Source organism: Kribbella sp. CA-245084, assembly GCF_050942355.1.
Taxonomy (GTDB): domain Bacteria; phylum Actinomycetota; class Actinomycetes; order Propionibacteriales; family Kribbellaceae; genus Kribbella.
Genome location: NZ_CP192053.1, coordinates 4,741,265 through 4,758,396, shown reverse-complemented (window position 1 = coordinate 4,758,396; position 17,132 = coordinate 4,741,265). Strand labels below are relative to the sequence as shown.

The window sequence follows — 17,132 nt, the reverse complement described above, 5'->3', positions numbered from 1 at the left end:
CAGAATCCATCTCATGACGCTGCCCGTACCTGAAAAGAATCAGACCGGCGGCCTGGGCGAGAGCCTGGCCGGCGTCGCGTTCCAGGAAATCGGATGGGCGCCGCCGGTGAAGATTCCGCAGGACATCGGAGACGATCTGCTGACGTTTGCGCGTGACAAGTTCGGCAACGATCTGAGTGCGCCGGTCCTGGTGCAGGTAAAGGCCAGTCCAACCGAGTACAACGAACCCACCCATAAGATTGATGGCCGCCATGGATGGTGGTTTGCCGAGCCGGATGCCGATCACTTCGACCACTGGGTGAAGTTCGGTCTGCCGTACTTGCTTGTTCTCCAGGACAACAAGGCCAAGGTGACATACTGGGCGCATGTAGAACCGCGGGCTATTGTCTCCACAGGCAAGGGACGCAAGATCTTTGTACCGCAGGATCAACGAATCGACCTCGATTCGTTCGACGCCCTTATCGCGATCGCGATCAGCCATCGAACGAATGAACTCGAAGGCAGCGCCTGGTCCGGCCACCTGTCGAACCTGGCTCCCAGCGAGCGCCTTCGAGCGGCGCTGGTGACTCCGCGGCTGGTCGCTCCGCATCCGAATCGTCAGCAGGAGGAGCTCTGCTACGAAGAGGCGATCGCGCTACTGCTGCGTGGGCGTCTCAGCAATTTGGACGAGCTCGAGAAGCGGTGCCCGAGCTTGAAGGACTGGCCCGCCCACAAGGACTGGTCCTGGCGGTTTGCAGGTGCGCTACACAGCGTTCTTGCCAATGAGGGCGACGACGGCGCTCTTGAATTGCTCGCCAATACTGCCAAGACCCCGTTCGAGCGAGACGCGTGCAACGTGGTCCGGGCTTGTCTTGCTTTCAGTTCGGGGACGTGGCTCGGAGGCCAAGCTCTCGAATTCCTGCAGGCCCAGGATGACTCCAAGCTGGTTGATCGAGGTTGGGTTTTGGCCCAGCGGGCGCATCTTCTGCTTGAGGGCGACCGGCCCGAGGCCGCGGTGACAGCTGCAACTGAGGCGCTGAGAGCCCTGCAGGCCCTCGATGGTGATCCGTCTGTGAGAGCCATCCGCGGCGGCTGTGCGGCGGTGCTGTATTCCGCCGCCGGCTTCGGGCGGGGCGACCTTGAGACCGCCATTACTGCTCAGGACAACGCGGCCTCCTGGTGGCGAGCGTTGGACATTAACCGTGCGCTGGGGAAGGACCTCACCGATCGATTCGAGGGTTGGACCTCGGCGAGAAGAATCCGCTTCACGACCAGCAGTAGCTATTCGGAGCTGAACGCTGTCCGCTGGAACGCCGCATTCTGCGGCGCGTGGGGGAGCTGGCGATACCTGGCCCTGCAGCTCGCTCAACTGGTACTGACGACCGGAGGGGACGCGGCTGCGACTAAGGGAGCGTTGAAACTCCTGATCGACGCGGGGCACAAGACCTCAGCCAAGGATGCCGCTCGTCGTTTGTGGGCGAGTGGGCCCGTTGATGGCCTTCGATCGATGGTCGAGGAGCTCGTGACCAGTGAGTGGTCGAAGCGATCTGAGGGTGCAGCGCTGGCGACCATCGCCTTCGCCGGTGACCTCCTCGACACGGCAGCGGCGGATCAGACCGTTGCTCGCATTGTGAGCCTCCTCGCAACAGATGGCGATGTGCGGCACCATGCAGGTGGAGGGAGCAACAGGTGGAACGAAGTAGACAGTGCCCTCAGGCGCCTGTTGACGGTGGCCTCACTGGCGTCGCAGTCTGCCTGTGCTGACCTGATTTGCTCCCGGTTCAGCGATTCGGCGGGCATTGCAGATTCGCTGATGAGAATTGCAGGCGGCCTACGGCTGACCAGCTTGCCGCCGGCGGCGATCACGCAGCTGAGGCAGAAGGCGCTCAGCCGCGATGACCACTACCGGACGCGCTTGCTCGAGATCCTGGCATCTCTCGATCAGGAGTCTGTGCTGGAGCTGCGCCAGTTGGTGGCCGGAGGCGATCAACAAGCTGTACGCAGCCTGCTAGCCACGGGATCTACCTTGAAAGAAGACTGGGACAGTCTCGGTCAGGCCATGGCCGAACGCGTGCGGGGCATGATCTCTGACGCCTCAGGTGACGACGGAACATCCAAGTACACCCAATTTGTTCACGACCAGCTTCACGATCTGGCGCTCGCCGCGTACCACACATGCGATCTGGACCTGTGGGGGTGCGTCATCGACGCGCTCTCCGCTGGAACACTGTTGGCCAATCAGCTGGAGACCACCGTCCGGTTCCTGGCGGCAAACTTTGCGGACCTTCCGCCCGACATCCAGAGTCGACTGCGGTCGGTTGTGCCCGAGCTCAAGGCCCTTGCCGATCCGTTCGGCAGCGGTCGGGGCATCGCCGTTGCGAAGCTCACACTCGAGGTCGCGGCAGGCACTCTTGACGATGACGAGGTGCTGAATGCCCTTCTTCAACTACACCGGAGCGCTGACAAGTCGACGCTCACGGGCCTCTTCCATATCTGGGGGAGTCCGCACAACCTCTCTTTCATGATCTCGATGTCGGTGGACGCCGATCCGGATGTCCGAGCGGAAGCGGCGTACGGGCTGGTTCGGGTCGCTGCCAAGCAACCTGAACTGACTGCCACAGTCGAATTGACACTCGGTGCTGCCTTGCGGCTCGATGACGGGTGCAGGTTGCCGAGCGCAGTTGCCCAGGCTCTGCGTGACTTCCCGGACGTGTCGTTGCCCTCCGTACGATCGGAACTGGGTGAGCACCCATCTGCGCTGGTGCGCTCGTACCTGGATCCGATCGCGACCTAGACAGATCTGGACCGCCTTTGTGGAGTGGGTTGTCGAGGACGTTGGCTCCCAGGGCGGCAGCGCCGAGTTCTACAAGGATGTTGCCGGCGATGTTTCGGTTTCGATCTCGGGGGGGTCTTCGCTAAATAGGGCGAGGCGGAGGGTGTGGGCCACCGACCACGCGGTGGTGTGCGGTCCAGAGGGGAACCATCAAGTCGCACAGGTGAGCGCCTGTAGGTCACGGCTGTTGCGGTGGCTGAGTTTGAACAAGCCTTGGCTGATGCGGGTAGCTGTTCCCGCCTCGTCGACCTCCTCTAGGCGTACGGCGAGGTTGCCGTCTTAGGCTGTGCACCGGTGCGGAGAGCGTCAGTTCGAGTCCGCCGACGATCACCAGCTCATGAGGAAGCGTCATGGTGAAGACGAGGCCGTTGTGTTGCGCGAACTCGGGCCATTGCCGTTCCAGCCGGGCTGAAAGCTTACCCTCAGCGGTAGATGGCGGATGACTCAGTCGCAGGTCAGGTTCACGGACGCCGTGGATGGTCACCTGCCCGATACAGCACGGCGCTTCTAGCACCACCCATCTGTGGGCAGCTGTTTGCACAATAGAGAACAGACGGCATAACAGGTCGTAGGCGGATCTCTGCTTGCGGCTCGGTGCGCTGCGCGGGGATGGGTGGTCAGCAGTGCAGGAGGGCGGCGAGGATGGCGGTGAGGGCTGTCGCGGCTGGTAGGCGTTCCTGTTCGAGTTGTGCGTGTTGGCCGTCGAGTGTGCCGGTGAGTGCTTCGAGAGCGGCTTGTTCGTGAGGAAGGAGAGTGTTCAGCGGTGGATCGACGCGGTTGATCCGCTCGGGGACAGCCAGGTGCAGATGTGCCTGGACGGTTCCGGGGTCCATCAGGACTGATTGCAGCCGGGGTTGGAGTGCTCGCGCACGCGACAGCAAGGTGATGCCTGGCCGATCGAGGTCTCCCCAGTACAGCAGCGATGCGTCGTTGAGCCACGGCAGATGTGTGAGGGCGTCGAGGTGGTTGCCCAGCGAGTGGATGACGACGAGGCCTTCGTGGTCGGGGATCAGAAGCGCGGATTCTTTGTTCTCCACGATGAGGACGATGCTGGGCCGCAGGGGCAGGCCGGCGATCTCGGCGATCGGGGCGCGCAGGTGCCGCAGGCCGGCGATCGCCGACCGGTCGGCGGTGTCGGTGAGGATGATGTCGATGTGGCGGGGCAGGGCCAGCAGGCCGAGAAGATCGAGATCGGCGGCGGGCACTTCATCGTCAGCACTCGCACCGGTGTCTGTGGCGGTGCTGGGGTTGTTGCCGGTGTGGTCTTCGGGCGGCTGGTCATTGCTGGGGACGAGGCCGAGGATGGCCAGGACTAGTCGCCGGTGGCGTTTCAGCCATTTGGTGTGCATGCCTTCGACGGGTACTTGCCGCGGGGTGAGTCCGCTGCGCGGGTTGTCGGTGAACCAGCCCGCGGCCGCGATCAGGAGCTGGAAGTCGGCGTCGTCGAGGTCGACGATCTGGCGCATGTAGGGCTTGACGATGGTGGCGATCGCGTGGAGTTCGACGACTTGGCGCCAGCGGGCGCGGGCAGCACGCCAGTGCGTGGCCAGAGCCGGCACGGCTGTGGCCAGCGCGTCGACGGTCGGGGCTTGGAGGTGGGTGATGACCGCGACTCCGGACGCGAACTCGGTTCCGGGCGGGCGCAGGTAGGCCGTGGATGAGCTGTGCCGGTTGTTGTCGAGGATCTGATCGGTCTTGCCGCGGGCGTAGCTGTAGACGGTGCGTTCGGCCCTGAGGCCCCGGCGGTCGTCGCGGGCGGCCTGGTTGAACTCCTGCGGATTCGGCATCAGTACCGCGGCGATGGCGTCGAGGATCTGGGACTTACCGGCGCCGGTCGGGCCGAGGATGGCGGTGCCGGCGCGGCCGACCAGCATGGTTTCCAGGTTGCTGTAGCGGCCCCAGTTGAGCAGTTGCACTTGGGCGATGCGGAACTGTTCGGGTGTCCCTTCGGCTGGGGCCCGGGATTGCAGGACCGGCGGCCGGGTCGTCATTGGCCGGTCTCCGGGCCACTGGTGCCTTGCTCGTAGCCGTCGATGCCGCTGGGCTCGTCGGTAGACGGGGCCGAGCTGTCCTGGGCTGTCGCGGTGGCCTCGGGGTCGTTGAGTGCTTCCAGGTAGACCTGTTCCATGTGGGTGAGGACGTCGAGAGTGATGAGCGGAACGACGGCGGGCGATACCGCGTACAGGTAACCGGCGGCCGGGTCTTGTGTCAGCAGCCCGAGGTCGGCGACCGCGCGGATCGCGGCCGAGACCCGGCGTTCGTATTTCGCGTCGTCGGCGTCACCGCTTTCCCTGAACGGTCGCAGGAAGTCCGCGATCTGGCTGTGGGACACGATGACGGGGTCGTCAGCTGCATCGGTGTAGGCGTGCTCGCGGCGTAAGAAGATGAGGAGGAATGACGCGTCGCGGGACAGTGGCTTGTCGCGGCGCAGCATTACGGGCGCGTCGTCATCGGCGATCCTTCGTTTGAAGGCGACCTCGTAGGCCCGGTCGACCTCGAGGGTCATGAACATGTCGGCCAGCCGTTCACCGAGCTCGGTCTCGTAGTCCAGTACTGCGTCCCAGGCGGCGCGGTTGCGGCTGCGGGTGATAAATCGGTTGGTGAGCAGCGAGACGTAGGCCCGCCGGGCCGGCATCGGGAGACGAGAGGCCGCCTCCGGATCGGATGCGCCGGCGTCGCTGCGGCCGGCCGGCCTGGACAGGTCCACGGTGTCGTTGAGGTCTTCGGGATCGCTCATGGGTGGCCGCCCTTGGTGGGGAGAGGTTCGTGGAAGACCATGTACGGCACGGTGATTTGCAGTTGGTGGCCGGCTGCGGTCGCCAAGGTGATCTCCTCGGCCAGATCGGTGTCGACCTCGCCGTGCGCGATGGCCAGATCGAGGAGGCTGAGGAGCGTCCCCAGGCGCTGGAACTCGGCGGGGGTGGCTTCGTAGGCTTCGCTGCCGGTGACGAGGTGCCGGTCGAGGAGGAGGCGGTTGACGGTGCCGGTCGCCGCCTTGGTGCTCATCCCGGCGGCAACCCGCAGCGATTCTCGGTCGTGTTCGGGTATGGCGGTCGGTCGGGACTGGACGAGAACCTCAACTGTTTGTGGTCCGTGGTCGCGCCACAGTTGGGTTTGGGTGATGTCGATGACTGCGGCGGTTCCGACACCGAGAACGTCGGGGATGGTGCGTGGTCCGCGTCCACTTTTCGCCCATTCGGCTCCGGCGTTCAATGCCCGGTCGGCCATGGTCAGCAGTCGTCCGTGCCGGCCGTGGGCGGTGCGGGTGAGTAGACGCCGAAGTGACGCTGTCCAGCGCACGTAGCTGGTCTGGACGACGAGTTCTTCGGCCAGCAGGGTTGATAGCATCGTGTCCAGCTGGGTTCGTTGCTGCGTCGTCATCTGGGTGCGGGCGAAGTCTTGGTCAAGGATCTGCTCGATGTCGTCGCGGATCACGTCGGCCTGGCGTGAGGTGAGCATCCGCGCGAATCCGCGGTAGGCGCGGCCTTCTGGGGTCTGGGACAGCAGGTCGTGCTCTTGCAGGTAGCGCTCGACGAGGTCGGCCTTGGTCGGTCCCTGCGTCATGGCGTCGCGGGCGACTTCTTGGTGGCGGTCCTCGACCATCGATCGCAGGTGCCGGAAGTCGGCCGGCAATGAGGCGGTCATGGACAAGATCTCGCGGAGTTGATGCTTCATCTCCTCCACGGTCGCGAGCCGCACCCGGCCGGCGGCGACGTCGTCCTTGCGGCGCTGGAGTTCGCGGATCTGTTCCTCGATCCGTGCGACCTGGACCTCCCGGTTCGGGTCGGTCATGTCGGCGAGTAGGCGGACGGCGTGGGCGATACTGCCCAGTCTGGCGCCGGAGACGGTGTTCTCGCCTTCGATTACTTCGCGCATGTAGCGAAGCGCTCTCAGCGTTTCTGGCGAGAGCCGGTATCTGGTTCGCCCGTCGGGTCCGGTGTCGGTCTGGAGCCAGCCAGCGTCGATCCACTTGCGGCTGTGTTCGACGGGAGTGACCTCGCCTTGCCAGCTGGGGTGCCGGGCGCGGGCATCGGCGACTTTCTCGTGGAACCATTCCGCCGTGACGGGCCCGTCGGCGAACTCCAGGTGCTCCGAGAACAGTGGGAGGATCCAGCGGGCGTTTGTGGCGCGCAGTAGCGACAGCGTGGGGTTGCTGTCGAATGCCTGTTCGACCACGTCGCCGGTCAGCCAGCCTTCGGCCACGGTGACACCTCCCGGTATCGGCCGCGCGGGTTCCTCGCTCGACCCGTGTCAGATGTCTGGACGAGTTCGAGCCGCGGCTATCCGTAAGCTACCGACAACTGCCGACATTTTCGTCGCAGAGCGTGGCGGCCACCGGGAATCCGGCGGCGGGGAAAGCTCGTAGAAGCCGATTCCGGGGCCGTCGCACACGGACCGCAAGCTCGGTATGGACCGCGCCGGCTAGCTCTGGATCTACCGTCCGAACCTGTTCTGAGATACCAGCAGTTGCCATTCCGCGTCTTTGAGGGCATGGCGTAGTAGCAGGTTGGCGCGGTGCACTTCAGCGACTTGCCGCTCCAGCCGACGGATCTCTGCGAGGAGGGTTTCGACGCGTTCCGAGTCGTTGGAGGCTGCCTCCGGTTGTAGCGACTTTCGGCTTCGCCAGTGTTGGAGCCGGCAGTAGCCCGAGCAGAAGCGCTGATCGGTCCTGGAGGCGAAGTAGGTGTCGCCGCAGTGCGTGCAGACGTGCAGCCGTGAGTTGGGAATGGCATCGTAGGTAGCCTCGGAATCGTCCACGATGGCTCAACGAGGGGCCGGGCAACTGATGGATCGCGCGTTTCAACTCAGCTGAAACGCCTTGAGTGCAAGATGTGTGTCGGTGATCAGCCCCTTCGGCTCGCCCAAATCGTCGGGTTCACGTCCGCCCAGTGGCCGTAGGCACCGAGGCTAAGGCAATGAACATCCTCAAGACGGTGGTGACGTCCGCTGCCGGGTGATCGATCTAGCCAGTCGTGCCGGGGCAATCGGCGAGCCGACGGAACTGATCGCGGCCGACGGCAGATGGGCGATGACGGAGTTCACCCTCTACCTCCGGGTGTGCGGGAGACCGGTCCGGTTTGAAGAACTCCGCATGCGCGCGATGGGTGGTGGCCGAGGTCGTGCCGGCCAAGGGGTCGGTCAGATGAGTGTTGTCAGGCGATTGGCTTGATCATCACGCTGAGGAGCGGTGACGATGGGGAGGGCTGGCTTTGGCCGATGTCGTTGTAGCCCCATGACCGATAGAGGGCGTGAACCTTTCCGTCGCCGGCTGCTGGGTTGACCATGAGTGTCACGAAAGGTTCAGTTCGTGTGGCCAGGAGGGCGTCGTGGATGCGGCGAGCGGTGCCGGTTTTTCGCCAGGGCGAGCGAACGCCGATCTCCTTGAGGGCGGCAGCTGGATGCTCGGTGTACTTGTCCGCTGGTGATGGGCTGGTGCGTTCCCAGTAGCGGTCGCCGTGCTCGATGGTGTTGGCGTAGGCGTAACCGACTGGGAACCCGTCTGCGTATGCAAGGACTGCCACGAATCCCGGCTCGGCGCCGTGCCTGTCGATTCTCTCGCCGAACGCGGTGACTGCGTAGTTCGGCAGGTGGAGTAGCGCTGAACGTACGTCGGCGTACACGTCGACGAGATCGCCGCGAACGGCGTCGATGTTGGTGAACGTGCGCAGTTCGAGGGTCGATGTCGCGGTCATGCAGTGGTCCTCCAAGTCGCAACATGCTCGGCCCAAGTCTGTACGGCAGAACTGCCTGCGGCCTTTGCGCGCAATGCAGCTCCGAACTCTTGCAGCATGCGGGTCACCCGAGCATGTTGGGTGGCGGCATCGGCGGGGACCTTCGTGGCCGTGGCCGTGGCGGCTTCTGGCATGTCCTGCGCGAGCTGGGCATGCGCAAGTCGGGTCGTGGTGATGGCAGAGGATCGGAACATATGGGGTCGGAGGTTCGATAGGCAGCGGTGGCCGTGAAACTCCGCGGTCGAGTAATCGCCCAGCGCTAAGTGGGCCGAGAGGGCTAGGGAGTCCAACTCGGCCTGGTCGTAGAAGGCCAGCATCCAGACTGGCCGCTCTGCGGCGGGGTCGGCGCGCAGCATCGCCTCCTGCGCCTGCCCGAATGCGCGGCGGGTGCCGGCCGCGTCCTGTGCGGCACCGTGTATCGCCCCTTCACGGGCCAGGCCAAGTGATGCAAACAGCGGGTCGCGGCGAGTGAGGTGCAGATTGCGTGCGACATCGTTGGCGGCGAGCGCGTCAGCAGGCCGACCTGTGTGCCGGTACAGGGTCCCCGCGTGGCTCCAGATGCGGAACTTGATTGCCTGCTCACCGGACATCTCTGCGAGGGCCTGAGCTTCGCGCATGTGCACCTTGGCGGCGTCGAACCTGCGGCCGTCGATGGCAGCCCACATGGCCGAGGAACGGAAGGCCGCGGCGGAGGCGTAGAGGCTGCTGCGTACGCGCTGGGTAGCGCTGCCCGAGTTCTGAAGGTTGAGGGCTTGCTCAGCGAGCTGGCCGGCTCGCTGCTCGATGTCCAGTTGTCCACCGTGACGGTGGTCGCTGGCAATGATTTCTGCGAAGCGCTGCTGTAGTCGGTCAACATCACTCATGCCGAGACGGCGTTGCCCGGTGCCGGGAGCGCTTGATGCCACAGCCACAGCCGCTGCGATACCGCCGACGAAGTTGCGGCGCTTCATGTCGGGGACCTCCTGCGGCGTCATGCTCGGGCTGGGCGAAGTTTGGCCCCGTGGTACGAACCCTAAGGCAGTGACGGGCAGGCCTGTGACGGCCTCCAGCGCCCTGCGGCTGGCCGTCTTGGGCCACCTGACGCGGCCGGCCTTCCAGTCTCGGACCGATGACCCATCAAGGCCGCCATGCGTTCCAGTCAGCTCGATCAGCGCGTGATTGAGTGCCTCGGCAAGGCTGCTGGAGCTGTGCCCGTGCTCGGCCATCCACTCATCAAGAGCCACGTTGCGCGTGCTTCCCATCTCTGCAAGGTAGCGCTCACCCTCCGTGTCCGCCAGGCGACGCGGCTCAAGAATCACCCTAGGGCGTTCGTCGCGATAGCTACCTGATCGTCCTACTCCTATGGAAGCGAATGGGAGTTGTCTGGTGCTGGGCCGATGTCGGCAGATCCCAGCAACCAAAGGAGTGGTAGCGATGAGCCTGACAGCTCCGCGATCCTTCGTGCTCATCCGCTACTACGACCCATCGCAGGTTAGTGGCACAGGCATCGTGGCCGAGGGCGCGGAGTGGACCGACGGCTCGGCGTCTGTGCGGTGGCGAGGATCTGATCCGACGGTGGCGTATTGGCCCGGAGGCGTCGAGGCGATCGAGCGCATTCACGGGCACGGTGGCGCGACGGAGATCCTGTTTCCTGACGAGCTGCCTGCTAATCGAACCGCGGACGACTTCGCCTACCCGTTGTCCTCGGGGCTGTCGGTGCCGGCTGCGAGCAATGACGGCTTATGTGGCGGCTGCGGTGGAGCCTGGCCATGCACTCGCTGCGCCGATTGCATTGCGGGATTGCTGCCATGACGACTATCGACGAGCGGCCCGCGCTGTACGGCTTCTTCTGCGAGGAGCTGTTCACCTCGCCGAGAGAGGCGGCTGATACTCGCGGGCGAATGGCCGAGTTCGCGGCGCGCTGGAACTACCGCCTGGCGAAGGTTTTCACGGAGGAGCCTGGCCAGGCTCCAACAGCGTTCAACAGGCTGCGCGATGCGGTGCGGCAAGACGGCGCAGCGGTCGTAGTTCCGACCGTGTACCACCTCAAGCCTTATGGGGACGTGACTGCGCTGGTCGAGGAACTGAGAGCGCCCTCAGGTCATCACGTCATGCGGTCCGAACCCGAGGACCACTGATGCCGAGCGTTGTGATGGGGGAAGTCGTCCAACTGCGGCCCTTGGTGCTGGGCTATGCCCGGCTCGCACCATTTGCAGGCCACGGGCACCACACGATTGTGCAGGCGCAGCTATCTAGCTACGCGCTGAGGGCCGGGCTACAGCTCGGCACGGTGTACTTCGAGCGTGCCGGTTCGCTTCCCTTGTTCGACCACGCTGACGCTGCGCCCGCTTACTTGAGTCTCGTTGCCGGTCTCAGGCATTCACAGGCAACCGGAGTTGTGGTGCCTTCCCTGGATGCCTTTGGGGACGAGAAGGACAAGCGGATCGCAGAGCTAGAGGATGACCTCGGCGTTGTCGTACATGCGGTCGACGCCGACGACGTCCACGATCCCCGCGACTAAATCGCGGCCAGGAGCGGCGGGACGGGCGTGCAGTCCCTGCACCACGTCCGCCCCGCCTTGCAGGAGATTCCGTCACTAGGAGAAGGAGATTTACATGAGTACTGACCGAATTGTGGTGCCGTTGGGGGTTCGTCATCTCGCGTCGCCGCCCGAGGCGAAGAAGGTGGATCTGCCGATCTCGTACAGCGCCAAGCTTCAGATGAACCTCGATGCGGGTGGAAACCCGTATCACGCGCTGACGAATGCCCTGCCCGAGACCAACACTGAGACCGATACCGGGGACGGTCAGCGGCCGGGCTCGGACAACGCGACCGACAACTACTGAGGTGAGTACAGTCCTGGTCCTGACCGGCCGCGGTGACATTACCGCCGATGCAGTTGTGGACGAGCTGACGAGACGGCGGGCACGTGTGGTCCGTTACGATACGGCTGATTTTCCAGTCTCCTCGAAGGTCGCGGCCACACTCGGGTCCCAGGGCTGGCAAGGATCGCTGAGCGGCGACCGCCGCGTCGAGCTGGAGTCCATCAGTTCGGTGTGGTGGCGCCGCCCAGGCGAGTTCGCCGTACCGCCGGACTGGCCCGACGAGGCGCGAGCGTTCGCCGCCTCGGAAGGTCGGGTCGGCGTGCTGGGTGTGCTTGGTTCCTTGCCTGCACGGTGGATCAATCACCCGTCTCGGGACTCGGCAGCCAACTACAAACCGGTGCAACTCGCAGTCGCAGCTCGCGCCGGCCTCGAGATCCCGCGAACGGTGATCACGTCCGACCTGGAGCACGCCCGAGAGTTCATCGGTAGCGACGAGGTGGTCTATAAGGGTCTGAGCGGAGGCGTCCTGGCCCCTGACAGGCGCCACCGCTACATCCCGACCACCTTGTTGCGCGCTAGTGATTTGGACGAGGCGCTAGCCGGCACGGCGCACCTCTTCCAGGAGCGAGTCCCGAAGGCATTCGAGGTTCGGCTGACTGTGATCGGCAGCCGGATGTTCCCGGTCGCGATCCACGCTGGCACGGAGGCTGCCAAACTCGATTGGCGCACAGACTATGCGTCCCTGACGTATCGGCGGTTGGATGTGCCGGTCGACGTAGAGAAGGGAGTCCGGCTCCTGATGGACGAGCTCGGGCTGTTCTTCGGAGCCCTCGACTTTGCCGTGACGCCGGATGGTCGTTGGGTGTTCTTCGAGGTGAACCCGAACGGGCAATGGCACTGGCTCGCAGTCAAAGCCGGTGTCCCCATGGTGGAGGCTATGGCCGACGCCCTACAACGAAAGGACCAGCAGGCGTGACCGACTGGACTGAAGCAGCTCGCAAGCTCGCCTCCGAGGTGACTGCAACAGCGCCGGAGTGGCACGACGCGGTGGTTGCCACGCCTCGTCATGTGCTGGTTCCCCAGTGGTGGGACCGGATCAGGAACAGTCCGGCGTTCGAGTGGGAGCTTGTAACTCCGAACGTCAGCGATCCGTGGGCGTCTGTGTATGCGGACGAGACGCTTGTGACGAGGGTCGGTGGCCTCCACGCCGACCTTGCCAAGCCTCAGGATCGAGCTGTGGGAGCGCCAACCTCATCGTCGACGTTGCCGGGCCTGATCGTCAGGATGCTGCACCTGCTCAACCCCGAGCTGCGTCAGCAGGTGCTCGACATCGGTACTGGCTCGGGATACTCCGCTGCGCTTCTCGGACACCGGCTGGGTGACGAACTGGTGACCAGCATCGATGTGGATGCGTACCTGGTTCAGGCCGCCCGCGACAGGCTGGAAGGCTTCGGACGGAGACCCCGAATGGTGGTGGCTGACGCCACCGGCGAGCTTCCAGAGGGGGATTACGACCGAATGATTGCAACGGTCTCGGTACGTCCGGTACCGAGGTCATGGCTGGCCGCGCTGCGGCCCGGCGGAGAGATCGTCACAACCATCGCCCAGACCTCGCTTCTGGTGTCCGCAAAGTTGGAGCGTGGACTGGTGGCGCGCGGATCGGTCCAATCCGATCCGGCCAGCTTCATGCGTACCCGCAGCGGCGCCAACTACCCACCCCGGCTGGACGCGGTCTATTCCGACGCCCGGGACGCCGATGGTGATGAGGTGCGAGAACTTCGTGGGCCGGTGCCGAACCTCTGGACCGATTGGGAGTTGCGAGCGCTGTACGAGCTGGACAGCGCAGACATCGAGAACCGGTCGGCCACAGACGATGACGGCAAGACGATTGTCTGGCTACTGGCCGGTGATGGATCTTGGGCGCGAGCTGAGGAAGGCACGGGGAAGGTTCACCAAAGCGGCGCACTTCGCCTGTGGGATGACCTGGAGCGGGTCCGCGCGCGATGGGAAGAGGCTGGGCAGTTCTCGCTCCATGATCTGACCGTGGAGCTCACGCCGGAAACAACCAAGGTCACCAGTCCGGACGGCAAGTGGATCATCCGCCTCTAGGAAATGTTGATGGGCATCGATAGGTGCTGAGCGGTATTGGATGTCAACGGCAACGATCAATCCCAGTCCTTGCGAGCACGGGGTCGATCGATTGGAAGTTGTGGCTCGGTTGTCCGCGAATGTTGGTCCTGCCCGCCGTTGATTAGGCATGGAAGGCGAACGGAGTTCGAGACAGGCGGCCGGTGAGGCGCCGGTACAGGTGCATGTTCCGCGTCGGCCGCCGGTGGTGCGTCCACAGGCGGCTCGCGTGCTCTGCCGGATTGTTGTACGACTGGCGAAAGCAAAGCGTGCGACAGAGGAGGCGTCTTGAGTGGCGATATGGCAGGTCCGTGGGCAACCCTGGATGAGTTATTGGGGATGGAGGCGCTCGCGAACGAGGCCACCTCCCGCAGCGGTGTCGGCCGGCTGGCGTTCTACGGGCGGTGCTCGACAGAGGACAACCAGGATCCGCGGACTTCTCTGGCGTGGCAATTGGGGGAGGCGCAGCGGTTCGTGGAGCCGCTCGGTGGGTTGGTGGTCGCGGAGTACTTCGACATCGGCCAATCGCGGTCGTTGCCTTGGGAGCGGCGTGAGAAGGCGGGGCAGATCCTGCGGGACCTCAAGAACCCCGCGCGCGGCTGGGATGGGCTCGTAGTCGGGGAGGCGACTCGGTGCTGGTTCGGAAACCAGTTCAGCCTGACGTGGCCCAAGTTCGACCGGCACGGCGTGTCGTTGTGGATCCCCAGCCTGGGCGGTCGGTTCGAACCCGACAACACGGTGCACGACATGGCAATGACGATCACTGGCGGGTTGTCGAAGAGTGAGCGGCAGCATGTGCAGCGCCGGGTTCGGGCGGCGATGGCTGCGCAGGTGCTGATTGATGGGAAGCATCAGGGTGGGCGGGCACCGTACGGGTATGTAGTTGTTGATGGTGGGGTGCACCCGAATCCGCGGAAGGCGCAGGAGGGCTACCGGCTTCGGGTCTTGGCACTGGACGAAGTTGCGGCGCCGGTGGTCGAGGGGATCTTTGCTTTGTTCCTGGATGGGATGGGACACAAGTCCATCGCGCATCTGTTGAACTTGGAGGGGATTCCCTGTCCTTCTGCTCATACGCCGAGTCAGAATCGTCATCGAACTGGTGATGGATGGCAATCTTCGACGGTGCGGGCGATTCTCGATAACCCGCGCTACACAGGCTTCGCGGTCTACGGTCGGTGGCAGAAGGTCGAGGAACTGCTGAATCCGGACGATGTCGCGGCGGGCCATGTTGTGCGCTTCCGGCGGTCGGCTCAAGCGAAGATCGTTCGGTCGCGGGAGCCTGCGCATCCGGCGATCATCTCGGTCGAGGACTTCACGCGAGTGCAGTTGGAGCTCCGGGCGCGGGCAGGGGCCAGCCGCGCCGGACGATCATCGCCGGATCGGACCCGGGTGGTCGCGGTGCCGACGTACCTGTTCCGCGGGGCGATCAGGCACGCGGACTGTGGCCGCAAGATGGAAGGCGCCAAGCGGTCCCATGCGGTGTTCTATCGCTGCGCCGCACGGACGTTGGTGCCCGGTGCGCGGGAGTTGCTGGATCATCCGCCGACTGTCTACCTGAGGGAAGATCGCCTCGCTGGTCAGGTGAACCGATGGATCGGCGGGCTGTTCAGCCCGCGGAATCTAGACAGCACTGTGGCGGCCCTGGTCGGCTCCCAGGATGGCCCGGATCCGGCCCAGGTGGCGGAGGTTGCCTTCAGGCGTCGGATCGTCGCGGCAGAGGCCGAGATGGCGCGGCTGCAGCGGGCGCTTGAGGCCGGCTGGGATCCGGAGCAGCTGACGAGTCAGTACAACGCTGCCGTCGCTGAAAAGCGTGCGGCTCTGGCTGGAATGGATGCGATAGAGGTCACAGACCGGCTCACGGCGACCGAAGTCAAACAGATGGTCGCTGAACTCGGCGACGTGGGAAAGGCGCTCAAGCGAGCGGATCGAGGGGACCTTGCTGATCTCTACAAGGCCCTCGGTGTGGCCATTACCTTCGACCACCGAGAACAGGTGGCCGAGGTCTTCATGAGCCCAACCACACGTGTGGTTAAGGTCGGTGTCCGAGGGGGGACTTGAACCCCCACGCCCCGTAAAGGGCACTAGCACCTCAAGCTAGCGCGTCTGCCTATTCCGCCACCCGGACGAGTGGTCTGCACCGGGGTGCGGTGCCGACCGGAGAACAGTAGCAAACTCCAGGGGTGGAATTCACATCGGACGGCCGGAGTGGTGACGGGCGGGTCGGGGCAGCGTAGTTTGAAATTCAAGGAAGGGGTTTGGGGCGGAGGAGGTGCGTCGTGGACGCGTGGAACGGGATGGCCTTCGAGGGTAAGGAGACGATGCTCCGGGTGGTTCGGGAGGAGGCGGAGCTGTTCTTCGGGATGGTCGACTCGGACGACGTGTGGCGGGCGCCGACCGGGGCGGGGCACTGGGAGGTGCGGGATGTGGTGGCGCATCTCACCGACACGACCGAGGCGTACTTCGTGGCCTTCGACGCGGCCCGGTCGCATGCCGACGTGCCGCCGGCGTACGGGCTGCCGGGGATGGCCGAGCGGGTGGACCGGCAGGCGCTCGCGTTGCGTGAGGTGCCGCGGGAGGAGCTGGTCGAGCGGCTGCGGACCGACTTCGACAAGGTGATGGGGATCTTCGACGCGCTCGGGCCCGACGAGTGGGGCGGGTTCACCGTCCCGCACTTCTACATGGGTCCGCTGCCGGCGTTCTTCTACCCGGCGTTCCAGTTGATGGACTACGGCGTCCACTCCTGGGACATCCGGCAGGGGACCGGCCGCGCTCACGGGCTGTCGGGTGCGGCGGCCGACCTGCTGGTGCCGTTCATGTTCGTGCTGTGGAAGTACACGACCGGCGCCAAGGATCCGTGCGAGCTCGGCATCCGGATCACCAGCGGCCCGAACGCCGGGGACACCCGGGTGAGCGTCGGCCCGGACGGGATGGACTACGCGGACGGTGACGTCAGCGATCTGCCGGCGGTGATCGAGTTCGATCCGGGCAGTTTCGTGCTGACCGCGTTCGGCCGGAGCAACGCCGGTACGATCCGTGGCGACCGGGCTGTTGCGGATCGGTACCTGAACCTGTTCTTCCGGATCTGAGGGGATCGCATGACCGACATCGACCTGCGTGCCATCGAGGCGGAGCGGGACCGGATCCGGGCGGCGTATCTGAAGGCCGGTGCGAGGTCGTCGGCGCGCGGGTTGCATCACACAGCGCTGCTGTGTGCGGACGTCGAGCGGACGGTGAAGTTCTACCAGGACGTGCTCGGATTCCCGCTGACCGAGATGGTCGGCAACCGGGATTACGAGGGCTCGACGCACTTCTTCTTCGACATCGGGAACGGGAACCTGCTGGCGTTCTTCGACTTCCCGGGGCTGGATCTCGGGCCGTACGCCGAGGTGCTCGGCGGGCTGCACCACATGGCGATCTCGGTCGAGCCGGGGCGGTGGGACGAGCTCAAGGAGAGCCTGACCGCGAACGGGGTCGAGTTCCAGGAGGAGAGCGGTACGTCGATCTACTTCCGCGACCCCGACGGCGCGCGGATCGAACTGATCTCGGATCCGCTCGGCGAGATGTACGGCCTGAAGGTGCTCTGACCGCTGAGCCGTTGACCGGGCGGGTGGCGGGCGGGATCCTCGTGTCGGGGTGAGACGAGGCTCGGGGTGGGGC

At 64.9% G+C, this 17,132-nt stretch carries 15 protein-coding genes and 1 tRNA gene; 9 read left to right on the top strand and 7 right to left on the bottom strand.

Going from position 1 to position 17,132, the window contains the following annotated elements; translation table 11 throughout:
- The first annotated feature begins 13 nt into the window (after positions 1-13).
- Positions 14-2,773, top strand: coding sequence for a DUF4365 domain-containing protein (locus ACQPYH_RS22865; protein WP_432874807.1), 2,760 nt, complete (start codon positions 14-16; stop codon positions 2,771-2,773).
- Positions 2,774-3,429: 656 nt separating this feature from the next.
- Here ACQPYH_RS22865 and ACQPYH_RS22860 read toward each other — a convergent pair.
- From ACQPYH_RS22860 to ACQPYH_RS22835, 6 genes are all read right to left on the bottom strand, one after another.
- Positions 3,430-4,803 carry a Wadjet anti-phage system protein JetD domain-containing protein gene (locus ACQPYH_RS22860; RefSeq protein WP_432874805.1) on the bottom strand — a complete coding sequence of 458 codons (1,374 nt, stop codon included), beginning with the start codon at positions 4,801-4,803 and terminating at the stop codon, positions 3,430-3,432.
- Positions 4,800-5,549 (bottom strand): DUF4194 domain-containing protein, encoded by a 750-nt coding sequence (locus tag ACQPYH_RS22855; protein ID WP_432874802.1) that lies wholly within the window; start codon positions 5,547-5,549, stop codon positions 4,800-4,802. The genes ACQPYH_RS22860 and ACQPYH_RS22855 overlap by 4 nt, the downstream gene beginning before the upstream one ends.
- Positions 5,546-7,015: a DUF3375 family protein gene (locus ACQPYH_RS22850; RefSeq protein ID WP_432874799.1), complete on the bottom strand. Its 1,470-nt coding sequence runs from the start codon at positions 7,013-7,015 to the stop codon at positions 5,546-5,548. Before ACQPYH_RS22850 ends, ACQPYH_RS22855 begins: the two co-directional genes overlap by 4 nt.
- Positions 7,016-7,246: 231 nt before the next feature.
- The gene (locus tag ACQPYH_RS22845; RefSeq protein ID WP_432874796.1) at positions 7,247-7,570 is read right to left on the bottom strand and encodes a hypothetical protein; all 324 of its coding nucleotides are present in this window, start codon (positions 7,568-7,570) and stop codon (positions 7,247-7,249) included.
- Positions 7,571-7,965: 395 nt separating this feature from the next.
- The gene (locus ACQPYH_RS22840) at positions 7,966-8,505 is read right to left on the bottom strand and encodes a hypothetical protein (RefSeq protein ID WP_432874794.1); all 540 of its coding nucleotides are present in this window, start codon (positions 8,503-8,505) and stop codon (positions 7,966-7,968) included.
- Positions 8,502-9,785: a hypothetical protein gene (locus ACQPYH_RS22835; RefSeq protein ID WP_432874792.1), complete on the bottom strand. Its 1,284-nt coding sequence runs from the start codon at positions 9,783-9,785 to the stop codon at positions 8,502-8,504. Before ACQPYH_RS22835 ends, ACQPYH_RS22840 begins: the two co-directional genes overlap by 4 nt.
- Positions 9,786-10,331: 546 nt before the next feature.
- Here ACQPYH_RS22835 and ACQPYH_RS22830 point away from each other — a divergent pair.
- The 6 genes from ACQPYH_RS22830 (at position 10,332) to ACQPYH_RS22805 (ending at position 15,533) form a co-directional block, all read left to right on the top strand.
- Positions 10,332-10,661, top strand: coding sequence for a hypothetical protein (locus ACQPYH_RS22830; RefSeq protein ID WP_432874789.1), 330 nt, complete (start codon positions 10,332-10,334; stop codon positions 10,659-10,661).
- Entirely contained in the window at positions 10,661-11,044 is a 384-nt protein-coding gene (locus tag ACQPYH_RS22825; protein WP_432874786.1) for a hypothetical protein, read from the top strand. The genes ACQPYH_RS22830 and ACQPYH_RS22825 overlap by 1 nt, the downstream gene beginning before the upstream one ends.
- Before the next feature lie 94 nt (positions 11,045-11,138).
- Positions 11,139-11,369, top strand: coding sequence for a hypothetical protein (locus ACQPYH_RS22820; RefSeq protein WP_432874783.1), 231 nt, complete (start codon positions 11,139-11,141; stop codon positions 11,367-11,369).
- A gap of 1 nt (position 11,370) precedes the next feature.
- Entirely contained in the window at positions 11,371-12,324 is a 954-nt protein-coding gene (gene tgmB, locus ACQPYH_RS22815; protein WP_432874781.1) for an ATP-grasp ribosomal peptide maturase, read from the top strand.
- A gap of 260 nt (positions 12,325-12,584) precedes the next feature.
- The gene (locus ACQPYH_RS22810) at positions 12,585-13,457 is read left to right on the top strand and encodes a methyltransferase domain-containing protein (RefSeq protein WP_432874778.1); all 873 of its coding nucleotides are present in this window, start codon (positions 12,585-12,587) and stop codon (positions 13,455-13,457) included.
- A 318-nt stretch (positions 13,458-13,775) separates the two neighbouring features.
- Positions 13,776-15,533, top strand: a complete 1,758-nt coding sequence (locus ACQPYH_RS22805) for a recombinase family protein (RefSeq protein WP_432874775.1) — start codon at positions 13,776-13,778, stop codon at positions 15,531-15,533.
- Here the strand turns inward: ACQPYH_RS22805 and ACQPYH_RS22800 are convergent.
- Positions 15,515-15,600, bottom strand: a tRNA-Leu gene (locus ACQPYH_RS22800). The two genes, ACQPYH_RS22805 and ACQPYH_RS22800, sit on opposite strands and share 19 nt — an antisense overlap.
- A 151-nt stretch (positions 15,601-15,751) precedes the next feature.
- Here ACQPYH_RS22800 and ACQPYH_RS22795 point away from each other — a divergent pair.
- Entirely contained in the window at positions 15,752-16,561 is an 810-nt protein-coding gene (locus tag ACQPYH_RS22795) for a maleylpyruvate isomerase family mycothiol-dependent enzyme (protein ID WP_432874773.1), read from the top strand.
- A gap of 9 nt (positions 16,562-16,570) precedes the next feature.
- Positions 16,571-17,059, top strand: a complete 489-nt coding sequence (locus ACQPYH_RS22790) for a VOC family protein (RefSeq protein WP_432874770.1) — start codon at positions 16,571-16,573, stop codon at positions 17,057-17,059.
- Positions 17,060-17,132: the final 73 nt, after the last annotated feature.